Genomic DNA, 16,846 nt, shown 5'->3' on the forward strand with positions numbered 1-16,846 from the left:
TCGGCAGCTCCTACATGAGGTTGTGTTGTAGCGAATATTATCGAGAACCCCATGCCTCAACCGCGTCCTTACAAAGTTGCACTCAACGGCTACGGCCGGATTGGTCGTTGCGTCTTGCGTGCGTTGTTTGAGCGAGGCGAGAAAGCCGGGTTTGAAATTGTCGCGATCAACGATCTGGCGGACATGGCCAGCATCGAATACCTGACACGCTTCGACTCCACCCACGGCCGCTTCCCGGGCGAGGTGCGAGTAGAAGGCGATTGTCTGCATATTAATGGCGACTGCGTGAAGGTCCTGCGCAGTGCCACCCCCGAAGGCATCGATTGGGCGTCACTCGGCGTCGATCTGGTGCTCGAATGCTCCGGTGCCTACAACACCCGTGAAGACGGCCAGCGCTTTCTCGACGCCGGCGCGCCACGCGTGTTGTTCTCGCAGCCGATGGCCAGCGAGGCGGATGTCGACGCCACCATCGTTTATGGCGTCAATCAGGATTGCCTGACCGGCGACGAGCTGCTGGTGTCCAACGCCTCCTGCACCACCAACTGCGGCGTGCCGTTGTTGCGCCTGCTCGACAAGGCCATCGGCCTCGATTACGTGTCGATCACCACGATTCACTCGGCGATGAACGATCAGCCGGTGATCGACGCCTATCACCATGAAGACCTGCGCCGCACGCGTTCGGCGTTTCAGTCGGTGATCCCGGTGTCCACTGGTCTGGCGCGCGGTATCGAGCGCCTGCTGCCGGAACTTGCCGGGCGAATTCAGGCCAAAGCCGTACGCGTGCCGACGGTCAACGTGTCCTGCCTCGACATCACGATGCAGACCGCCACCGCGACCGATGCCAATGAGGTCAACCGGATCCTGCGCGAAGCCGCCACCCATGGCCCGCTCAAAGGTCTGCTCGCCTATACCGAGCTGCCGCACGCCAGTTGTGATTTCAACCATGACCCACATTCGGCCATCGTCGATGCCAGTCAGACCCGTGTTTCCGGCCCCAAACTGGTGAACATCCTGGCCTGGTTCGACAACGAGTGGGGTTTTGCCAACCGAATGCTGGACGTTGCAGAACACTATCTGCAAACAGCAACTTCAAAAAAACCGTAGGAAGTGCGACCCATGACCGTGTTGAAGATGTCCGACCTCGATCTGCAAGGTAAGCGCGTATTGATCCGCGAAGACCTCAACGTCCCAGTCAAGGACGGTGTTGTCACCAGCGACGCGCGTATCCTGGCTTCGCTGCCGACCATCAAGCTGGCCCTGGAAAAAGGCGCGGCCGTGATGGTTTGCTCGCACCTGGGCCGTCCGACCGAAGGCGAATTCTCCGCCGAGAACAGCCTCAAGCCTGTCGCTGACTACCTGAGCAAAGCGCTGGGCCGTGAAGTGCCACTGGTGGCTGATTACCTGGGCGGCGTTGACGTCAAGGCCGGCGACATCGTGCTGTTCGAAAACGTGCGCTTCAACAAAGGCGAGAAAAAGAACGCTGACGAACTGGCCCAGCAATACGCCGCCCTGTGCGACGTGTTCGTGATGGACGCTTTCGGCACCGCTCACCGTGCCGAGGGTTCGACCCACGGCGTGGCCAAGTTCGCTAAAGTCGCTGCTGCTGGCCCACTGTTGGCCGCTGAACTGGATGCACTGGGCAAAGCCCTCGGCGCACCGGCTCAGCCAATGGCGGCCATTGTTGCCGGCTCCAAGGTGTCGACCAAACTCGACGTGCTGAACAGTCTGAGCCAGATCTGCGATCAACTGATCGTCGGCGGCGGCATCGCCAACACTTTCCTCGCGGCGGCCGGTCACCCGGTTGGCAAATCCCTGTACGAACCGGATCTGCTCGACACCGCGCGCGCCATCGCTGCCAAAGTCAGCGTGCCGCTGCCGGTTGACGTAGTAGTCGCCAAAGAATTCGCTGAAACCGCAGAAGCCACCGTCAAGCTGATCGCTGACGTCGCGGCTGACGACATGATTCTGGATATCGGCCCGCAAACCGCAGCCAACTTCGCCGAACTGCTGAAATCGTCGAAAACCATTCTGTGGAACGGTCCGGTTGGCGTGTTCGAATTCGACCAGTTCGGCAACGGCACCAAAGTGCTGGCCCAGGCCATCGCGGAAAGCTCGGCGTTCTCCATTGCGGGCGGTGGCGACACCCTGGCCGCGATCGATAAATATGGCGTGGCTGAGCAAATCTCCTACATTTCCACCGGTGGTGGCGCGTTCCTCGAGTTCGTCGAGGGCAAAGTGCTGCCAGCCGTTGAAGTCCTGGAAAGCCGGGCCAAGGCCTGAGGCCGCCCGTTTGGCCAGGCAAAGGAGTGTTTTCATGGTCAAGTCGTTAGCGCTGTTGTTGCTGACCGGTACGCTGGCGGCCTGCGGGAGTAACCCGAAGGCCGAAGCCACGCCGGCGCCGAGCGAGTCGCAGAAGGGCTGTTATCAGGCCGACTGGCAGGCCGAAACCAACCCGGTGCTGAACAAGCGCTCGGGGCCGGACGGCCTGGACAAATACGAGACGCAAACCCCGGCCAAGGAACATGGTTGTCCTTGACGGGTCTGACTCTTTAACTCAGGGCTGGCGGCATGCGCCGTCAGTCGAGGAACACGGATGAAAGGCTTGATCGCCATTGCGGCGTTGGCATTGTTGGGCGGTTGCGCGCAGTTGAACCTGTTTCAGTCGTCTGCTCCGGCGGACAACTGGACCACCTGGACCTGCGACAGCCAGGCCAAAGTGCTGTGGCGTTACGCCGATGCCAGCCAGAAGGAAGTCGACGTTCGACTGGGTGGCGGTGATCAGGTCTATCGCCTGAAAGAAGAGCTGGGGGCCTCGGGCACGCTGTACAGCGACGGCATGCTGGCGTTTCACGTCAAGGGAGAGGAAGGCCTGGTGTACTGGGTCGCCACCAATGACCTGATCGGCCGCGGCTGCAAAGCGCAGTAATTGCATCACCGCAGACCCAATGTAGGAGTGAGCTTGCTCGCGATAGCGACCTGACAGTCGCTGCAATATTGACTGAAAGATGGCTATCGCGAGCAGGCTCACTCCTACAAGGGTTCTGCGCAGTTCTGAAGAATTGGCTTTATCGAATCACCAGACCGGGCCTCAACCCCCGATCTGCAATCACTTGAATAGCCGCCGCCGCTCCGGCAGGCTGGCACGATTAACGACCCTCAACCGGGAGAGACACACACAATGGCACTTATCAGCATGCGCCAGATGTTGGACCACGCAGCCGAATTCGGCTACGGCGTTCCAGCTTTCAACGTCAACAACCTTGAGCAGATGCGCGCCATCATGGAAGCCGCTGACAAGACTGACTCCCCGGTGATCGTTCAGGCTTCGGCCGGCGCCCGTAAATACGCCGGCGCGCCTTTCCTGCGTCACCTGATCCTGGCCGCGATTGAAGAATTCCCGCACATCCCGGTGTGCATGCACCAGGATCACGGCACCAGCCCTGATGTCTGCCAGCGCTCGATCCAACTGGGCTTCAGCTCGGTGATGATGGACGGCTCGCTGGGCGAAGACGGCAAGACCCCGACCGACTACGACTACAACGTCCGCGTTACCCAACAAACCGTGGCCATGGCGCACGCCTGCGGCGTTTCGGTAGAAGGCGAGCTGGGCTGCCTGGGTTCGCTGGAAACCGGCATGGCCGGTGAAGAAGACGGCATCGGCGCCGAAGGCGTTCTGGATCACAGCCAAATGCTGACCGACCCGGAAGAAGCCGCTGACTTCGTCAAACGCACCCAGGTCGATGCCCTGGCCATCGCCATCGGCACCAGCCACGGCGCCTACAAGTTCACCAAGCCACCTACCGGCGACGTTCTGGCGATCGACCGTATCAAAGAAATCCACAAGCGCATCCCGAACACCCACCTGGTGATGCACGGTTCGTCCTCGGTGCCACAAGAGTGGCTGGCGATCATCAACCAGTACGGCGGCGACATCAAAGAAACCTACGGCGTACCGGTTGAAGAAATCGTCGAAGGCATCAAGTACGGCGTGCGCAAGGTCAACATCGACACCGACCTGCGCTTGGCATCCACCGGTGCGATGCGTCGCCTGATGGCCACCAACCCGAGCGAATTCGACCCGCGTAAATTCTTCGGCGCGACTGTGACTGCGATGCGTGACGTGTGTATCGCTCGTTATGAAGCGTTCGGTACTGCCGGTAATGCTTCGAAGATCAAACCGATCTCGCTGGAAGCGATGTACCAGCGTTATCTGAAGGGTGAGTTGAACGCTAAGGTTAACTAAGCCTGAGCGTTAGACTGCTTCAAAAGAAACCCGCCGTGAGGCGGGTTTTTTGTGGGGTGACTTTTTCGCCTGACGAAGTTATCTAAAAGTTTGTCAACCTTTTGTGAATCTGATTCCATAGGTTTGGCCTAAATTCGGCCCGCCGTATTTAACGGTCACTGTGCCTAGCAAGTTATTGTCGGTTCCATCAGTTGATTTCATCTCAATACTGAGAGTGCTTGGGCCATGCTTGGTCTCATCTCTTTTTTTGGCATCTGATTTCGCTGTAAGAATATAAGTCCAAGTGGATTTTGTGCAGTCGCCATTGACAGCGAAGTCAAGTCCGAAATAGTCCATGTAGCCGTTACTTATTTTGCCAGTTTGCTGGGCTGGATCGTCAAATTTGAGTGTGGCGGCATGCTCTTCGCCGGCGGAGTTAAATACAAAGCCGTTGTAAGTTTTCATGATATACGCCTTATGTGTATTCAAGTATTAAAGTTAAATAGGTTGTCTCGTATTGCGTCGATGAGATTAGGCGAAAGGTAGTTGCAGGTAACCTGTAATAAATGACAGGTTTTAATATTTTTTCGCTATAAGGGTTCTGGTTTTTTAATAAAACAAGGAGGTGCAAAAACAGGTATGAAAGCGATGTATCAGTGTTGTCTGAAGGGGGGCTTCAAGGCTAAGGTTAAAAGCTTGAGCAGTTAAACTTCTGATTCAAAAAAACTGCCGTGAGGCGGTTTTTTCTGCGCGGTGATTTCTCGTGGTAACGACGCTATCCAAAAGTCAAAGAAAATGGCGCTGCCGCGTGCTCAATGGCGTTGATCACATGAGGCGCCTGTCCGCGATATTGAGGATAGCGTTTGAGCACGGCTTCAACCGAGGCGAGCAGATGCTGAATGCGCTCCTTGGGTTGGTCGATTTCACAGGTGTGGGCAAATTCCAGGAGCCCTTGTCGTGAGGCGAACATTGACTTGTTACCCGCCAGATCCAATGCCAGAACATCTTCTGGAATATAGGCCGTGGTGTTGACGATGTCGTAAGCCGGCGCCAGATGCGCATCGCGTCGCGTCGGTTCGGAATAGAGCAATCCGAAGTTTTTCAAATGAGCGTCGCCATTCCCAACGATGCAACTCAGGGCAACGCTATCGAAAAGTTGATCAAGCGACGTACGCAAGTGTTTCGCCGGGCAAAACACTCGGATAGCCTTCGCGATTGCCGCATAACTTTTGCTGTACTTCTGATTAGCCGACAGCCCCATCAGCACCGCCATGTCTTCAAACCCAATCGGCTTGAGTTGGTCGTCGCGGTCAAATCGACGCATGACAAACAGCTTGGCGTTGTCGGAAAGGTAAAACGGTGGGACGGGAATACCCGCCTCTTTCGCCATGGACATGCAAAGGAATTCGTTGATCGCCAGGCCCGGAAATTCGTCTCTGCCACTCTTGATGATCAGATCCGAGGTTTTGGATGTCACTCTCGGCAATGCTATTTCTTGCCGCTCCGGCACCAGCAACTTGGGTTGAACACCTGAAATGCCTGCCCGCAGGATGTAGCGATCAAGCATGTCGGCGAAGATATCTTCCGTACCGTCCCACGTGAGAATCTCTTCGAGTTTTTCTCCCGGAAATTCTTGCGCCTGCAACAATGCATCAACGGTTTCAGAGCGTACATGAACCCTGCCAATGGGCGATGTACTGCCGGAAAGCGCCAGTAGCAGCATTGGGTCGACGTTCACAGTCTTTGCCAAGCGGTTGCGCAACTGCTCCAGTACGTAGCCTTCTGGTAGGTTCATTTGAAAAACAGGGTGCAACTCACGCCGACGAAAGTCGTCATGTCGTACAGGCATCGAGAGGCTGATCGCCATTTGTGGCGATGCATCTTCGTGATAACGGAAAGTGAAATCATCGGCATCGCTGAACAGTCTGCCGCTATTACCTTCAGGGGTGCTGACTTGAAGAGAGGCCATTTTCATTCGAATAAATCTCCAAGCTCTTCAAGGGTGGGCATCGTTGCTGGAACCACCGAGAGTTCACAGTCCAAAGCAGCCAAAACGCGTGCGTAAGCGATCATGCCGACAGAAAGGGTGCCTTTCTCCACCGCGATGACTTTGTATCGCGTCAGTCCCGCCAGATCGGCAAGCTGAGCCTGCGTCAGGCCACGATTTATACGTTTTTCACGTAATTGAATGCCGAGACGGGTAATTAAAAGAGAGTAATCCATGTTGCGCTACCGTAACATTTTGATGTCAATGTAGCGTATGCAGAACATTTAATCCATTTGACCTAAGAAACCCGCCATAAGGCGGGTTTTTTTGTGGTCGGTTATTCCTTTAGCTCGACATGATCCAGTGCCTGATTCACTGCCAGTTCGCCGAGCATGACCACTTGCGCGATGCCTAGCGCGGTCTTGCGGTGTGAGGTGTCGAGCATGGCGGCGAAGTTGTTGAGCATTTCGCTGGCAGAACCCAAGGTTTCGCTGGCGTTGGCCAGCAGGGATTCGGTGTTGTACTTCGGGTTGGCGAGGTACATGGGTTCGGGTTTATGCGTGCTAGCCATGATGAAAGCGGACGGTTTGAGGTAATGGTCAAGGGCGCGTTCGGCGGCGTCGTTGAGTTTTTTTGAGTCGAGGGATTCGTACGGGGATGCGGGATCTGTTTCTGGCGGGTGCGGCGTTGATTTTGTCATTTGCTCGAAACCTGATTGGAGTGCCCCCGCTCTGGCTACTAAATCAAAGTGGAGGCAACTGTACGCAGGTTAGTAGACCGGGGTTTCGAGCAAGCCGGCGCACCCGAAGGTGCCCTGCGCACAGCTACCATCAAGCGCAGGTATGGGAATACCTGACTGACAGATGCTTGTGCACAACGCTTGAAACCACGGGCTACTAAACCCGATCACTGGAAATCAGTGACGCGAATCAAGTTACCGATGGCCCGCCAGGCGCACAAGCCGGCGGATTCTGGCGTAGTGGTAGGCAACGGCGCAAGGCCTTGTAGGCATCCGGAAGTAACCGCCGACAGATCTAAACAGCACTGTTTAAAGGTAGGAGCTGCCGAAGGCTGCGATCTTTTGATTTTGTCTTTTCAGAATCAAAAACAGGATCAAAAGATCGCAGCCTTCGGCAGCTCCTACCGTGGGGATTGGGTTATTTGTCGTGATCGATGTCGAGTTTGGAGAAGGTCACTTGCCCACCCTCACTCGTATACCCGGTGTTGTCCTGCACATAAACCCCAGCCTTGAAGTACAACGGCTTGTTGCGCCAGGTCGCGCTGATCTGTGAATCCCACTGATAACCCGCCGCACTGACACCCAACGCACCGCCAGGACTCAGGTGAATAAGGTAGTTGAATTCGCGATCCAGTTTGACCCCGGTGGCGAGGGTGATGACGCGACTTTCGTCGTCATCCGGGTGCATGCGCACTTTGATCACCAGATTGCCGGTTTCTGTTTTTGTCTTGTACTGATATTCAAGTTTGACCATCGGCTTCTGACTTTCATAAGCATGAATCTGGCCGATGACGATCTTGCCCGAGCTGGGCACTTTGTTGACGGTGAGGGTCGCCCGCAGCAGGTTGTCGGCATCCGGGTAATACCAGTTGCGCAGGGTGCCGTTGCTGTAGGTTTCACGCAGTTCGGTGCGCGGGTAGATGGCGTTTTCGGTTTTTGACCCGGTAACCGGTGACCAGAAGAATAAGGTGCCGGTGTCGGAATGGAAGTATTGATCTTTGAAGCCGTTCACCAGTTTGGAGGTTTCGACGGTGTATGGCGGGCTGCCAACGGGAACGCTGAGGTTCCAGGTTGCGAGATCGATCATGTCTGTTCTTCCACTCAAAATTCGCTGCACGTACGTGCCAGAAGCTCTAGCCCGCACGTTTTGGGGCGGCCTTTATAAGCGTAGAGGGAAAATTTGTTAACGCCCGTTTGGCAGATGATTGACGTCAACATCCTGTCGAAATGCCATCTATGCCGGTTCCCGGGGGCTTCAGCGGTGACCGTTAGTCGGCAAATTCACGCTTTGGTTAAATGATGGCCTGATGACAGCTTCTGCTTTCTTGGATCCAGTACTAGAGTGAAGGCTCAGTATGTGTGCGGTTTTTACCGGAAGCCGACCAAAAGTCCCGACAAGAGAAGCAGCATGGAATGCGCGCAACCCCCGCCAGGTGAAGGCAACTCTGTCCTTTTGATCGTTGATGATTACCCTGAAAATCTGATCAGCATGCGCGCGTTGCTGCAGCGCCAGGATTGGCACGTCCTCACCGCAGCCTCCGGTTTCGAAGCGCTCAATATTCTGCTCTCGCACGACGTCGATCTGGTGCTGCTGGACGTGCAAATGCCGGGCATGGACGGCTTTGAAGTGGCGCGGCTGATGCGTGGCAGCCAGCGCACGCGCCTGACGCCGATTATCTTTCTGACCGCCAACGAGCAATCCCAGGACGCCGTGATCAAGGGCTACGCCAGTGGCGCGGTGGATTACCTGTTCAAACCGTTCGACCCACAGATTCTCAAGCCCAAAGTGCAGGCGTTGCTGGAACACCAGCGCAATCGCCGCGCCTTGCAGCGCCTGAGTCATGACCTGGAACTGGCGCGCGCCTTCAATGCCTCGGTGCTGGATAACGCGGCTGAAGGCATTCTGGTGGTGGGCGAAGACGGTTTGATCCGCTTTGCCAATCCGGCGATTTCGCGGTTGTTGAATGCGCCGGTGAAGGAGCTGGAAGGTAAAGAGTTTCTCGATTTTCTACAGAAGCCGCACATTCCGCTGTGGGCCGATTCCGAGTTTTATGCCAGCTACAAGCGTGGCGAAACGCTAAGGCTGCACGACGCCTTGCTACGCACGGCGCCCGGCCAGCAAGTGCCGGTAGCCTTGTCGTGTGCGGCGTTGCCTGCCGAGCAACACGCGATGGTGGTGACCGTGCTGGACATGTCGGTGGTGCGGCACTTGCACCAGCAGCTTGAATTCCAAGCGGTGACCGATCCACTGACCGGGTTGCTCAACCGCCGCGGCTTTTACCAGACTGTTGAAAATCTGCTGTTGCGTGGTGAGCGCAGTGATAGCAGTTGGGTCTTGCTGTATCTGGATCTTGATGGCTTCAAACGGGTCAACGATTCACTCGGTCACGATGCCGGCGACCGGGTGTTGCGCTGGGTCTCCGAGCAATTGAAGGCCTGCCTGCGACCGTTCGACATTCTCGCGCGCATGGGCGGTGATGAATTCACCGCGCTGCTGGATCTGGAGTTCCCCGAGCAAGCGGCGAAGATTGCCGAAAAACTCATCGAGCGGGTGTCGATCTGTCAGCAGATCGAAGGGTTGGACATCGCTTTGGGCGCGAGTATCGGCATCGCCACTTATCCGGATTGCGGCTCGAACCTCGACGGATTGCTGCGTGCATCCGACATCGCCATGTACGAAGCCAAGCGCGCCGGGCGTCAGCAATATCGCTTTTATGATCATGAAATGAACGGTAGGGCGCGCTCGCGGTTGATGCTCGAAGAGAGCGTGCGTGCCGCCATCGAGAATCGCGATTTCAATCTGGTCTATCAACCGCAAGTGGCTATCGACACGGGCCAGATTCGTGGCTTTGAAGCGTTGTTGCGCTGGCAGCACCCGAGTGTCGGCGATGTGCCGCCGGGGTTGTTCTTGCCGCTGCTGGAAGAGGCGCGGCTGATCAGCCGCCTCGGCAGCTGGATTTATCATCGCGGAGCCGGTCAGCGTAAAGCCTGGGAAACCCTGTTTGCCGAGGATCTGGTGCTCGGCGTGAGTTTGAGCAACACCCAGTTCAGTCTGCCGAATCTGGTCACCGAGTTGCGTCAGGTGATGGAGCGACACGCCTTGCAGCCTCGGCAACTGGAGGTCGAAGTCACCGAAGAAGCGCTGATGCAAAACCCCGACGAAACCCGCAAACAGCTGCGTTTGCTGCGCAATCTCGGGGTGCGGGTGGCGCTGGATGACTTCGGTTCCGGGCCGTGTTCGCTGGCGCATCTGCGCGATCTGGAACTCGATACGCTGAAAATTGATCGCCATCTCATCGCGCGATTGCCGGACTCCAAACGCGACGCCTCGCTGGTCAGCACGGTCATCAGTCTGTGCAAGCAATACGGTTTGCTGGTGATCGCCGAGGGCGTTGAAACCATCGAGCAATACCAATGGCTGCAAGCCCACGGCTGCGAGTATGTGCAGGGCTTCCTCGTGGCCCGGCCATTGATCGCCGAGGACGCGGTCAGCTTCGCCGAGCCGTTTGACTGGAGCGCGCTGCCCGTTTGAATTCGCTACACTGGCGGACCTTTTTCGAACCGTGTCGCTTGTCCATGACTGTGTTGAAGTACCTCCAGGCCTATCCCGCGCAATTACAGGATCAGGTGCGCCAACTGATCGCCGAAGGGCGTCTGGGTGATTACCTGAATCAACGCTATCCGGGACGGCACGACGTGCAGAGCGACAAGGCTTTGTACAGCTATGCGCTGGACTTGAAGCAGGAATACCTGCGCAACGCGCCGGCCATCGACAAGGTGCTGTTCGACAATCGCCTCGACCTGACGCACCGCGCCCTCGGTCTGCACACCACGGTGTCGCGGGTGCAGGGCGGCAAGCTCAAGGCCAAGAAAGAGATTCGTATCGCCTCGTTGTTCAAGGACGCCGCGCCGGACTTTCTGAAAATGATCGTGGTGCATGAACTGGCGCACTTCAAAGAGTCGGATCACAACAAAGCTTTTTATAAATTGTGCGAGCACATGCTGCCGGGGTATCACCAGATCGAGTTCGATCTGCGCGTGTACCTGACGTGGCGGGATATGCAGGCTTAACCGTACGCAACCAGGAAGGTGGGGATGGACGTCAGCAAGACCAAAAGCAGTTTCTATCGCCGTTTGTACGTGGCTTATCTGATCGACAGCGGTCTGGCGCCGAGTGTGCCGACGCTGACCGAAGTGACCGGCATGCCCAGGCGTACGGCGCAGGACACGATTGCGGCGTTGGCGGATCTGGATATCGTTTGTGAATTTGAGCAGGAAGAGGGCGCGCGTAATCATGCCGGGCGCTATCGGATTCGCGAGTGGGGGGCGATTGATCGGGGGTGGATCGAGAGGAATTTGCGGCAGATCAAGGCTGTTCTGGAGTATCCCTGAAGAGCCCCTCATCGGAACGCCGCCCGCCCAGCCCTCTCCCGGAGGGAGAGGGAGCCGATTGGGGGATATTTGAGAGTTACGCCGACGTGAGCGAGCGCCGTTGAATCCATAATCGACTCGGTTTTTCAGGTCGGCGGATAGCGCAGCACAACTCGGTCAGTCCCCTCTCCCTCCGGGAGAGGGCTAGGGTGAGGGGCTGTTCAGGCACGACGCATCCCGATGTGTGGAATGTCATCCTCCAGATACTCTTCACCCGCCACAACAAACCCGTACTTGCCGTAATACCCCTGCAAATGCGCCTGTGCCGACAGATAGATCGGCACCTGCGGCCAATGCTTTTCAGCCTGTTTCAGCGCCTGCTCCATCATTTCGTGCCCGAGCCCTCTGCCGCGCCCCTGCGGTGCAGTAATCACCCGGCCGATCACCACGTCGCCGCCCTGGGATTCCGGATCCAGCAGGCGCAGGTAGGCCATCAACTGATCATCTTCCCAACCCATCAGGTGATAGGTATCGCCTTCCAGATCCTGACCGTCGAGGTCCGGATAAGCGCATTTCTGTTCAACCACGAACACGTCCGAGCGCAGCTTCAACAGCGCGTACAGCTGTTCCTTGCCCAGATCACTGTGATGTTTGCAGACCCATTCGATTGTCATTTGCCGATTCCTTGAACGTGTCGCCCGATACTAAGCGCCTGCGGCAAAGATGTCTTTATGGCGTAAGAGTCTGTGACAAAGGTCAAAATGCCATCATTCCTTTCTCGCAGTCTCGGCGACTTTGTGTAATCTGCTGAAGAGCCCTGTGCACTGGCTGCAATGAGCTAATGTTAGGGCCTGGGTTTTGCCGGTAAGGGGCCTTGGGGTTTTGGCTGAAAACATGCTGGGCAACCTGCCCGCTAAGGATTTTCAAGCATGCCGCGTTTGCATCGAGCCTTTGCTTTGGTCGGATTGCTCTTGCTGGCTCAGACTGCTGCAGCGGAGAAGCTGCGGCTGGTGTTTGATATCTGGCCACCCTTTACCGACGACACGCTGGTCAACGGCGGACTGGCCACCGACATCGTCACGACTGCCCTGGCCCGGGCCGGTTATGCCAGCGGCTACGAACAGGTGCCTTGGGCGCGGGCGCTGCTCGGTGTCGGCGAAGGCCGCTACGACGTGTTGGTCAACGCCTGGTACAACGATGAGCGGACCAAGCTGGGCGAGTTTTCCGGGGAATATCTGCTCAACCGCATCCGCTTTCTCAAGCGCAAAGACACGCCACTCGATTATTCCAATCTGCAGCAATTGCACACGTACCCGATTGCGGTGGTGCGCGGCTATGCCTATTCGGCGCCGTTCGATGCCGACACGGCGTTGCAGAAAGTCCCTGTGCATAACTTCGCCATGGCCGTGCGCATGCTCGCGGCGGATCGGGTCAAGTTGACGCTGGAGGATGAGTATGTGGCGAAGTATTACCTGGCGCGCGAATCAGCCAAGGTGCGCAATTCAGTGGAATTTTTGCCCAAGCCGTTGAGTGAGAACAGCCTGCACATTCTGGTGAGCCTGAAGAATCCGCAGCATGAGCAGATTGTCGCGGGATTTGATAAGGCGATTGCGGCGATGAAGGCGGATGGCAGTTATGACAAGTTGTTGAGGCAGCATGGGATGTGAGGGTCGATCCAGAATCCTCTGTGTGGCAGATGTCGCTATCGCGAGCAGGCTCACTCCTACAATTTGGAATGCGTTCCCCTGTAGGAGTGAGCCTGCTCGCGATGACGCCCTGTCAACCGCCGCTGATTTCTGAGGTGTCCTTGATCAGATGCGCCGCCAACGTCCGCAACGGCCCCAACTGCCGGCAGATCAACGCCAACTGCGTCTGCACCAGCCGCTGCCCCTCATCGATCTCATCAGCCATCTGCTCCAGCTCATTGGCCAGCGCTTCTTCCTCGTCACTCTGAATCGCCACCGGCTGCTTGTTCGCCAGCCCTTGGGCGATTTCATCAATGCTCGTCGCCAGTTTCACCCCGGCGCCATCAATCAACTGCTCACGCACATCTGCCGGCAACTGCGTCTCGCGATGCGCGCCCAACCCTGACAGATAACTCAACAACGTGTGCGACAGCACCAGAAAGCGGAAGCCGACATCCGCTTCCTTACGGAAATGCCCCGGCTCCATGAGCATGTTTGCCAGTGTCGTCGACAGCGCCGCATCAGCGTTGTGCGCATTGCGCCGGGCCAGCCGATACGCGAGATCGTCGCTCTTGCCCGCGGCGTATTGCTGCATGATCTGGCGCAGGTAGATGCTGTTGCAGGTCAGGGTGTTGGCCAGCACTTTATTCAGGCGTCGACCCTGCCAGTCCGGCAGGAACAGGAATACCGTCAGGCCGGCAATCAGGCTGCCCAGCAGCGTATCGAACAGCCGTGGCAGGAACAGTCCGTAACCGTCACCGACCTGGTTGAAGCAGAACAGCACCATGATGGTGATCGCCGCCGTCGCGAGGGTGTAGCGGGTGGTGCGGTTGGTAAAGAACACCACGCCGGCGGCGATGGCAAAGCACGACTGCACCAACGGACTCGGGAACAGATCGAACAGCGCCCATGCCACGGTCAGGCCGATGGCGGTGCCAAGGATCCGCTGACCGAGTTTGCGCCGCGTCGCGCCATAGTTCGGCTGGCAGACGAACAGCGTGGTGAGGATGATCCAGTAGCCTTGCGACGGGTGAATCAGATGCACCATGCCGTAGCCGATACTCAGGGCCAAGGGCAGGCGCAGGGCATGACGGAACAACAGAGAAGTCGGCGTCAGTTGCGTGCGCAGGCGCACCCAGACGTCCTTGAGGTTGCGCGGCGAACGGTCGAGCAGGCTGCTGTCGGTCGCATCGGCCAAGGCATCCGGGTTGCTCGCGTCGCTGAGCAAACGATCGAGGGTGCCGAGGTTGGCCGCCAGTGCGCGCAGCGAACGCAGCAATCCGCGCCAGGCCGGATTGCTCTGGATGCGCAGGTGTTCGAGGGAGGCGTCGAGGTCGCTGAGGGCTTCGGCGAAACTCGCGTCATAAATAAATGGCTGGCGCATCTGGATCGATTCGGCCAGAGCGCGGCAGGCCTTGCCTTGCTGGCGCAACAGGCGTTGGCAGCGGAACAGCACGTCGCTGTGGAAAAACGCTTCGGCCAGCGCGTTGTACGGGTAGTGCGAGGAGCTGGCGCGTTCGTGGATGTCTTGCGCGAGGAAATACAGCTTCAGGTAGCGGCTGACTTTCGAGCCGGGGCGGCCGTTGCCGACGCGGTGCAGGATGATTTCCTTGGCACTGTTCAGCGCCGCCACCACGCGACCGTTCTGCTGGGCCAGTTCCAGACGCCGCGCTTCCACATCCATTTGCCGGATCGGCTCGAACAGCGAGGATTTCAGCTTCAGGTAAAAGCCCAGCTCACGGAATAATCGCGCCAGACTTTGTTGCACCGGCTGGTTGGAAAACAGCGCCTGCCACAGCACCGAGAGCAAGCCGTACCACGCCGCCCCGGCCACCAGCAGCATCGGCTCGTGCCAAAAATCGGTGACCGCGCCACCGCGCTGATCAACGCCGATCATTGTGTATACGGACAGAATCAACGTCGCCGAAGCAATCGCGCCATAACGCTCGCCGAGTGCCCCGAGCATGGTCAGGCCGAAACTGGCCAGCGCCAATGCAATGGCAAACACGATGGGGTAGGGGAAGAGCAATTCCACCGACAGTGCGGCGATGCTGAAGCACACCAGTGTCACGGCGAGGGCGTTGAGGCGGCCCTGCCAACTGTCGTCGGTCTCGGCCAGGGCGCTGGCGATAATCCCCAGGAACAACGGGATCAGCAGGCCCATTTCATCCTGATACCAACACAGCGCCATGCTGCCGGTCAGGGCGATGAACACCCGCACGCTATAGCTGAATTTATCCAGCGCCCACAGGCGCCGCAAAGACTGACGAAACGAGGTCGAGGACATGAAGTGCGAAGGCCTTCCGAGGCGATGCCGCTAAATTGAGCCAGTAATGACGCCGACGCAATGGCGCCGATCACATCTGACAGCAAAAAGTGTTCCTTTGAGATCTTGTGTAGAACTAAATCTTGAATTGGGCACGGAACCCTGTGGGAGCTGGCTTGCCAGCGATGGCTGCATGACAGTCAACAATGATGTTGGATCTGCCGGCCTCATCGCTGGCAAGCCAGCTCCCACAGGTTTTTGTATTTAGCTTTGAATTAAGCGTACTGCGCGGCGGCGTAGCCCGAGGCCCAGGCCCACTGGAAGTTGAAGCCGCCCAGATGCCCGGTGACGTCGAGGACTTCGCCGATGAAGTACAGGCCGGGGCTTTTCAGCGATTCCATGGTTTTCGACGACACTTCGCGGGTATCGACGCCACCGAGTGTTACCTCGGCGGTGCGATAACCCTCAGTCCCCGCCGGCACGACTTTCCAGCTGCCGAGCTTCTCGGCGATCTCCGCCAGTTCCGCGTGGGTGTACTGCTTCATCGGCTTGGACACGAACCAGTTGTCCGCCAGCAGGTTGGCCATCTTCTTGGTGAAGATTTCACCCAGCAAAGTTTTCAACTCACTGTTCGGGCGCTCGGCCACTTGCTGTTGCAGCCAACTCGCCGCGTCGTGATCCGGTAGCAGGTTGATCTCTACCGTGTCGCCAGATTCCCAGAACGAGGAGATCTGCAAAATCGCCGGACCGCTGAGGCCGCGGTGAGTGAACAGGATGTTCTCGCGAAAGCTCTGATCGTTGCAGCTGACCAGACAATCCACCGAAGTCCCGGACAACTCGGTGCACAGTTCTTTGAGCTGGTCGGTGATGGTGAACGGCACCAGGCCGGCGCGAGTCGGCAGCAATTCATGGCCGAACTGCTTGGCGACTTGATAACCAAAACCGGTAGCGCCCAGCGTCGGGATCGACAGACCGCCGGTAGCGATCACCAGCGACTCGCACTGGATCTGACCGAGGGTGGTGTCGAGCAGGTAACCGCTTTCGACCTTTTCGATGGTCTGGATCGAGGTATCCAGGTGCAACTCGACGCCGGCCTGATCGCACTCCGTCAGGAGCATTTCGAGGATGTCGCTGGATTTGTTATCGCAGAACAACTGGCCGAGTTTTTTCTCGTGGTACGGCACGGCGTGCTTGCCGACCATGCCGATGAAATCCCACTGGGTGTAGCGCGCCAGTGCGGATTTGCAGAAATGCGGGTTCTGCGAGAGGAAATTGCTCGGCTCGGTGTACATGTTGGTGAAATTGCAGCGGCCACCGCCCGACATCAGGATTTTCTTGCCGGCCTTGTTCGCATGGTCGAGCAGCAACACCTGACGCCCACGCCCGGCGGCGGTCAGTGCACACATCAACCCAGCGGCGCCAGCGCCAATGATCACGACTTCGGTAGAGCGCAAAACGGTGTCCTCACACAATGATCGTTCCCACGCTCTGCGTGGGAATGCCGCCATGGACGCTCTGCGTCCGTTGTTATGTGACGCGGAGCGTCACGGGATGCATTCCCACGCAGAGCGTGGGA

Annotated in this window: 17 protein-coding genes; 9 read left to right on the forward strand and 8 right to left on the reverse strand. The window is 57.6% G+C overall.

Annotated features, from left to right (window positions below):
* Nucleotides 1–51 precede the first annotated feature (51 nt).
* The 5 genes from epd (at nt 52) to fba (ending at nt 4,243) form a co-directional block, all read left to right on the forward strand.
* On the forward strand, nt 52–1,104 hold the full coding sequence (gene epd / locus PMI23_RS09120; RefSeq protein WP_007913751.1) for an erythrose-4-phosphate dehydrogenase: 1,053 nt from the start codon (nt 52–54) through the stop codon (nt 1,102–1,104).
* Nucleotides 1,105–1,116: 12 nt separating this feature from the next.
* Nucleotides 1,117–2,280 carry a phosphoglycerate kinase gene (locus tag PMI23_RS09125; protein ID WP_007913753.1) on the forward strand — a complete coding sequence of 388 codons (1,164 nt, stop codon included), beginning with the start codon at nt 1,117–1,119 and terminating at the stop codon, nt 2,278–2,280.
* 34 nt (nt 2,281–2,314) lie between these two features.
* Entirely contained in the window at nt 2,315–2,536 is a 222-nt protein-coding gene (locus PMI23_RS09130) for a hypothetical protein (protein WP_007913756.1), read from the forward strand.
* Nucleotides 2,537–2,593: 57 nt separating this feature from the next.
* Nucleotides 2,594–2,926: an MliC family protein gene (locus PMI23_RS09135; protein WP_007913757.1), complete on the forward strand. Its 333-nt coding sequence runs from the start codon at nt 2,594–2,596 to the stop codon at nt 2,924–2,926.
* Nucleotides 2,927–3,178: 252 nt separating this feature from the next.
* Complete coding sequence (gene fba, locus PMI23_RS09140) at nt 3,179–4,243, forward strand: class II fructose-bisphosphate aldolase (RefSeq protein WP_007913760.1); 1,065 nt, start codon at nt 3,179–3,181, stop codon at nt 4,241–4,243.
* A gap of 93 nt (nt 4,244–4,336) precedes the next feature.
* On the opposite strand, the gene PMI23_RS09145 is transcribed toward fba, so the two are convergent.
* The 5 genes from PMI23_RS09145 to PMI23_RS09165 all read right to left on the reverse strand — a co-directional run bounded on the left by PMI23_RS09145 (nt 4,337) and on the right by PMI23_RS09165 (nt 8,035).
* The gene (locus PMI23_RS09145) at nt 4,337–4,687 is read right to left on the reverse strand and encodes a hypothetical protein (RefSeq protein WP_007913762.1); all 351 of its coding nucleotides are present in this window, start codon (nt 4,685–4,687) and stop codon (nt 4,337–4,339) included.
* A 310-nt stretch (nt 4,688–4,997) separates the two neighbouring features.
* On the reverse strand, nt 4,998–6,197 hold the full coding sequence (locus PMI23_RS09150) for a type II toxin-antitoxin system HipA family toxin (protein WP_007913764.1): 1,200 nt from the start codon (nt 6,195–6,197) through the stop codon (nt 4,998–5,000).
* Nucleotides 6,194–6,445, reverse strand: coding sequence for a helix-turn-helix domain-containing protein (locus PMI23_RS09155; RefSeq protein ID WP_007913766.1), 252 nt, complete (start codon nt 6,443–6,445; stop codon nt 6,194–6,196). The genes PMI23_RS09150 and PMI23_RS09155 overlap by 4 nt, the downstream gene beginning before the upstream one ends.
* A 101-nt stretch (nt 6,446–6,546) precedes the next feature.
* Nucleotides 6,547–6,909, reverse strand: a complete 363-nt coding sequence (locus PMI23_RS09160) for a DUF6124 family protein (RefSeq protein WP_007913768.1) — start codon at nt 6,907–6,909, stop codon at nt 6,547–6,549.
* Between the two features lie 457 nt (nt 6,910–7,366).
* A complete protein-coding gene (locus PMI23_RS09165) occupies nt 7,367–8,035 on the reverse strand; it encodes a polysaccharide lyase family 7 protein (protein WP_007913770.1) in 669 nt (222 codons plus the stop codon).
* Between the two features lie 321 nt (nt 8,036–8,356).
* Between PMI23_RS09165 and PMI23_RS09170 the strand changes: the two genes are divergently transcribed.
* The 3 genes from PMI23_RS09170 to PMI23_RS09180 are packed head-to-tail and all read left to right on the forward strand — an operon-like array spanning nt 8,357 to nt 11,340.
* Nucleotides 8,357–10,480 (forward strand): putative bifunctional diguanylate cyclase/phosphodiesterase, encoded by a 2,124-nt coding sequence (locus PMI23_RS09170; RefSeq protein WP_007949769.1) that lies wholly within the window; start codon nt 8,357–8,359, stop codon nt 10,478–10,480.
* A gap of 44 nt (nt 10,481–10,524) precedes the next feature.
* Nucleotides 10,525–11,019, forward strand: coding sequence for a M48 metallopeptidase family protein (locus PMI23_RS09175; RefSeq protein WP_007913778.1), 495 nt, complete (start codon nt 10,525–10,527; stop codon nt 11,017–11,019).
* Nucleotides 11,020–11,043: 24 nt separating this feature from the next.
* Nucleotides 11,044–11,340 carry a winged helix-turn-helix domain-containing protein gene (locus PMI23_RS09180; protein ID WP_007913779.1) on the forward strand — a complete coding sequence of 99 codons (297 nt, stop codon included), beginning with the start codon at nt 11,044–11,046 and terminating at the stop codon, nt 11,338–11,340.
* A 200-nt stretch (nt 11,341–11,540) separates the two neighbouring features.
* On the opposite strand, the gene PMI23_RS09185 is transcribed toward PMI23_RS09180, so the two are convergent.
* Nucleotides 11,541–11,993, reverse strand: coding sequence for a GNAT family N-acetyltransferase (locus PMI23_RS09185; RefSeq protein WP_007913781.1), 453 nt, complete (start codon nt 11,991–11,993; stop codon nt 11,541–11,543).
* A gap of 255 nt (nt 11,994–12,248) precedes the next feature.
* Here PMI23_RS09185 and PMI23_RS09190 point away from each other — a divergent pair, with 255 nt between their 5' ends.
* Entirely contained in the window at nt 12,249–12,986 is a 738-nt protein-coding gene (locus tag PMI23_RS09190; protein ID WP_007913782.1) for a substrate-binding periplasmic protein, read from the forward strand.
* Between the two features lie 112 nt (nt 12,987–13,098).
* Here PMI23_RS09190 and yccS read toward each other — a convergent pair whose 3' ends face one another.
* Together yccS and PMI23_RS09200 are read right to left on the reverse strand one after the other, a co-directional pair.
* Complete coding sequence (yccS, locus tag PMI23_RS09195) at nt 13,099–15,291, reverse strand: YccS family putative transporter (protein ID WP_007913783.1); 2,193 nt, start codon at nt 15,289–15,291, stop codon at nt 13,099–13,101.
* Nucleotides 15,292–15,545: 254 nt separating this feature from the next.
* Nucleotides 15,546–16,724: an NAD(P)/FAD-dependent oxidoreductase gene (locus tag PMI23_RS09200; protein ID WP_042704924.1), complete on the reverse strand. Its 1,179-nt coding sequence runs from the start codon at nt 16,722–16,724 to the stop codon at nt 15,546–15,548.
* Nucleotides 16,725–16,846 lie beyond the last annotated feature (122 nt).

This window comes from Pseudomonas sp. GM24 (assembly GCF_000282235.1).
In the GTDB taxonomy this organism is placed as follows: domain Bacteria; phylum Pseudomonadota; class Gammaproteobacteria; order Pseudomonadales; family Pseudomonadaceae; genus Aquipseudomonas.

What these genes read in the sequence shown, in the direction of transcription:
- PMI23_RS09130 (WP_007913756.1), top strand. Translation starts at nt 2,315, where the DNA reads ATGGTCAAGTCGTTAGCGCTGTTGTTGCTGACCGGTACGCTGGCGGCC.
- PMI23_RS09165 (WP_007913770.1), bottom strand. Translation starts at nt 8,035, where the DNA reads ATGATCGATCTCGCAACCTGGAACCTCAGCGTTCCCGTTGGCAGCCCG.
- PMI23_RS09175 (WP_007913778.1), top strand. Translation starts at nt 10,525, where the DNA reads ATGACTGTGTTGAAGTACCTCCAGGCCTATCCCGCGCAATTACAGGAT.
- PMI23_RS09170 (WP_007949769.1), top strand. Translation starts at nt 8,357, where the DNA reads ATGGAATGCGCGCAACCCCCGCCAGGTGAAGGCAACTCTGTCCTTTTG.
- PMI23_RS09180 (WP_007913779.1), top strand. Translation starts at nt 11,044, where the DNA reads ATGGACGTCAGCAAGACCAAAAGCAGTTTCTATCGCCGTTTGTACGTG.
- PMI23_RS09135 (WP_007913757.1), top strand. Translation starts at nt 2,594, where the DNA reads ATGAAAGGCTTGATCGCCATTGCGGCGTTGGCATTGTTGGGCGGTTGC.
- PMI23_RS09185 (WP_007913781.1), bottom strand. Translation starts at nt 11,993, where the DNA reads ATGACAATCGAATGGGTCTGCAAACATCACAGTGATCTGGGCAAGGAA.
- PMI23_RS09155 (WP_007913766.1), bottom strand. Translation starts at nt 6,445, where the DNA reads ATGGATTACTCTCTTTTAATTACCCGTCTCGGCATTCAATTACGTGAA.
- epd (WP_007913751.1), top strand. Translation starts at nt 52, where the DNA reads ATGCCTCAACCGCGTCCTTACAAAGTTGCACTCAACGGCTACGGCCGG.
- PMI23_RS09190 (WP_007913782.1), top strand. Translation starts at nt 12,249, where the DNA reads ATGCCGCGTTTGCATCGAGCCTTTGCTTTGGTCGGATTGCTCTTGCTG.
- PMI23_RS09150 (WP_007913764.1), bottom strand. Translation starts at nt 6,197, where the DNA reads ATGAAAATGGCCTCTCTTCAAGTCAGCACCCCTGAAGGTAATAGCGGC.
- PMI23_RS09160 (WP_007913768.1), bottom strand. Translation starts at nt 6,909, where the DNA reads ATGACAAAATCAACGCCGCACCCGCCAGAAACAGATCCCGCATCCCCG.
- yccS (WP_007913783.1), bottom strand. Translation starts at nt 15,291, where the DNA reads ATGTCCTCGACCTCGTTTCGTCAGTCTTTGCGGCGCCTGTGGGCGCTG.
- fba (WP_007913760.1), top strand. Translation starts at nt 3,179, where the DNA reads ATGGCACTTATCAGCATGCGCCAGATGTTGGACCACGCAGCCGAATTC.
- PMI23_RS09145 (WP_007913762.1), bottom strand. Translation starts at nt 4,687, where the DNA reads ATGAAAACTTACAACGGCTTTGTATTTAACTCCGCCGGCGAAGAGCAT.
- PMI23_RS09125 (WP_007913753.1), top strand. Translation starts at nt 1,117, where the DNA reads ATGACCGTGTTGAAGATGTCCGACCTCGATCTGCAAGGTAAGCGCGTA.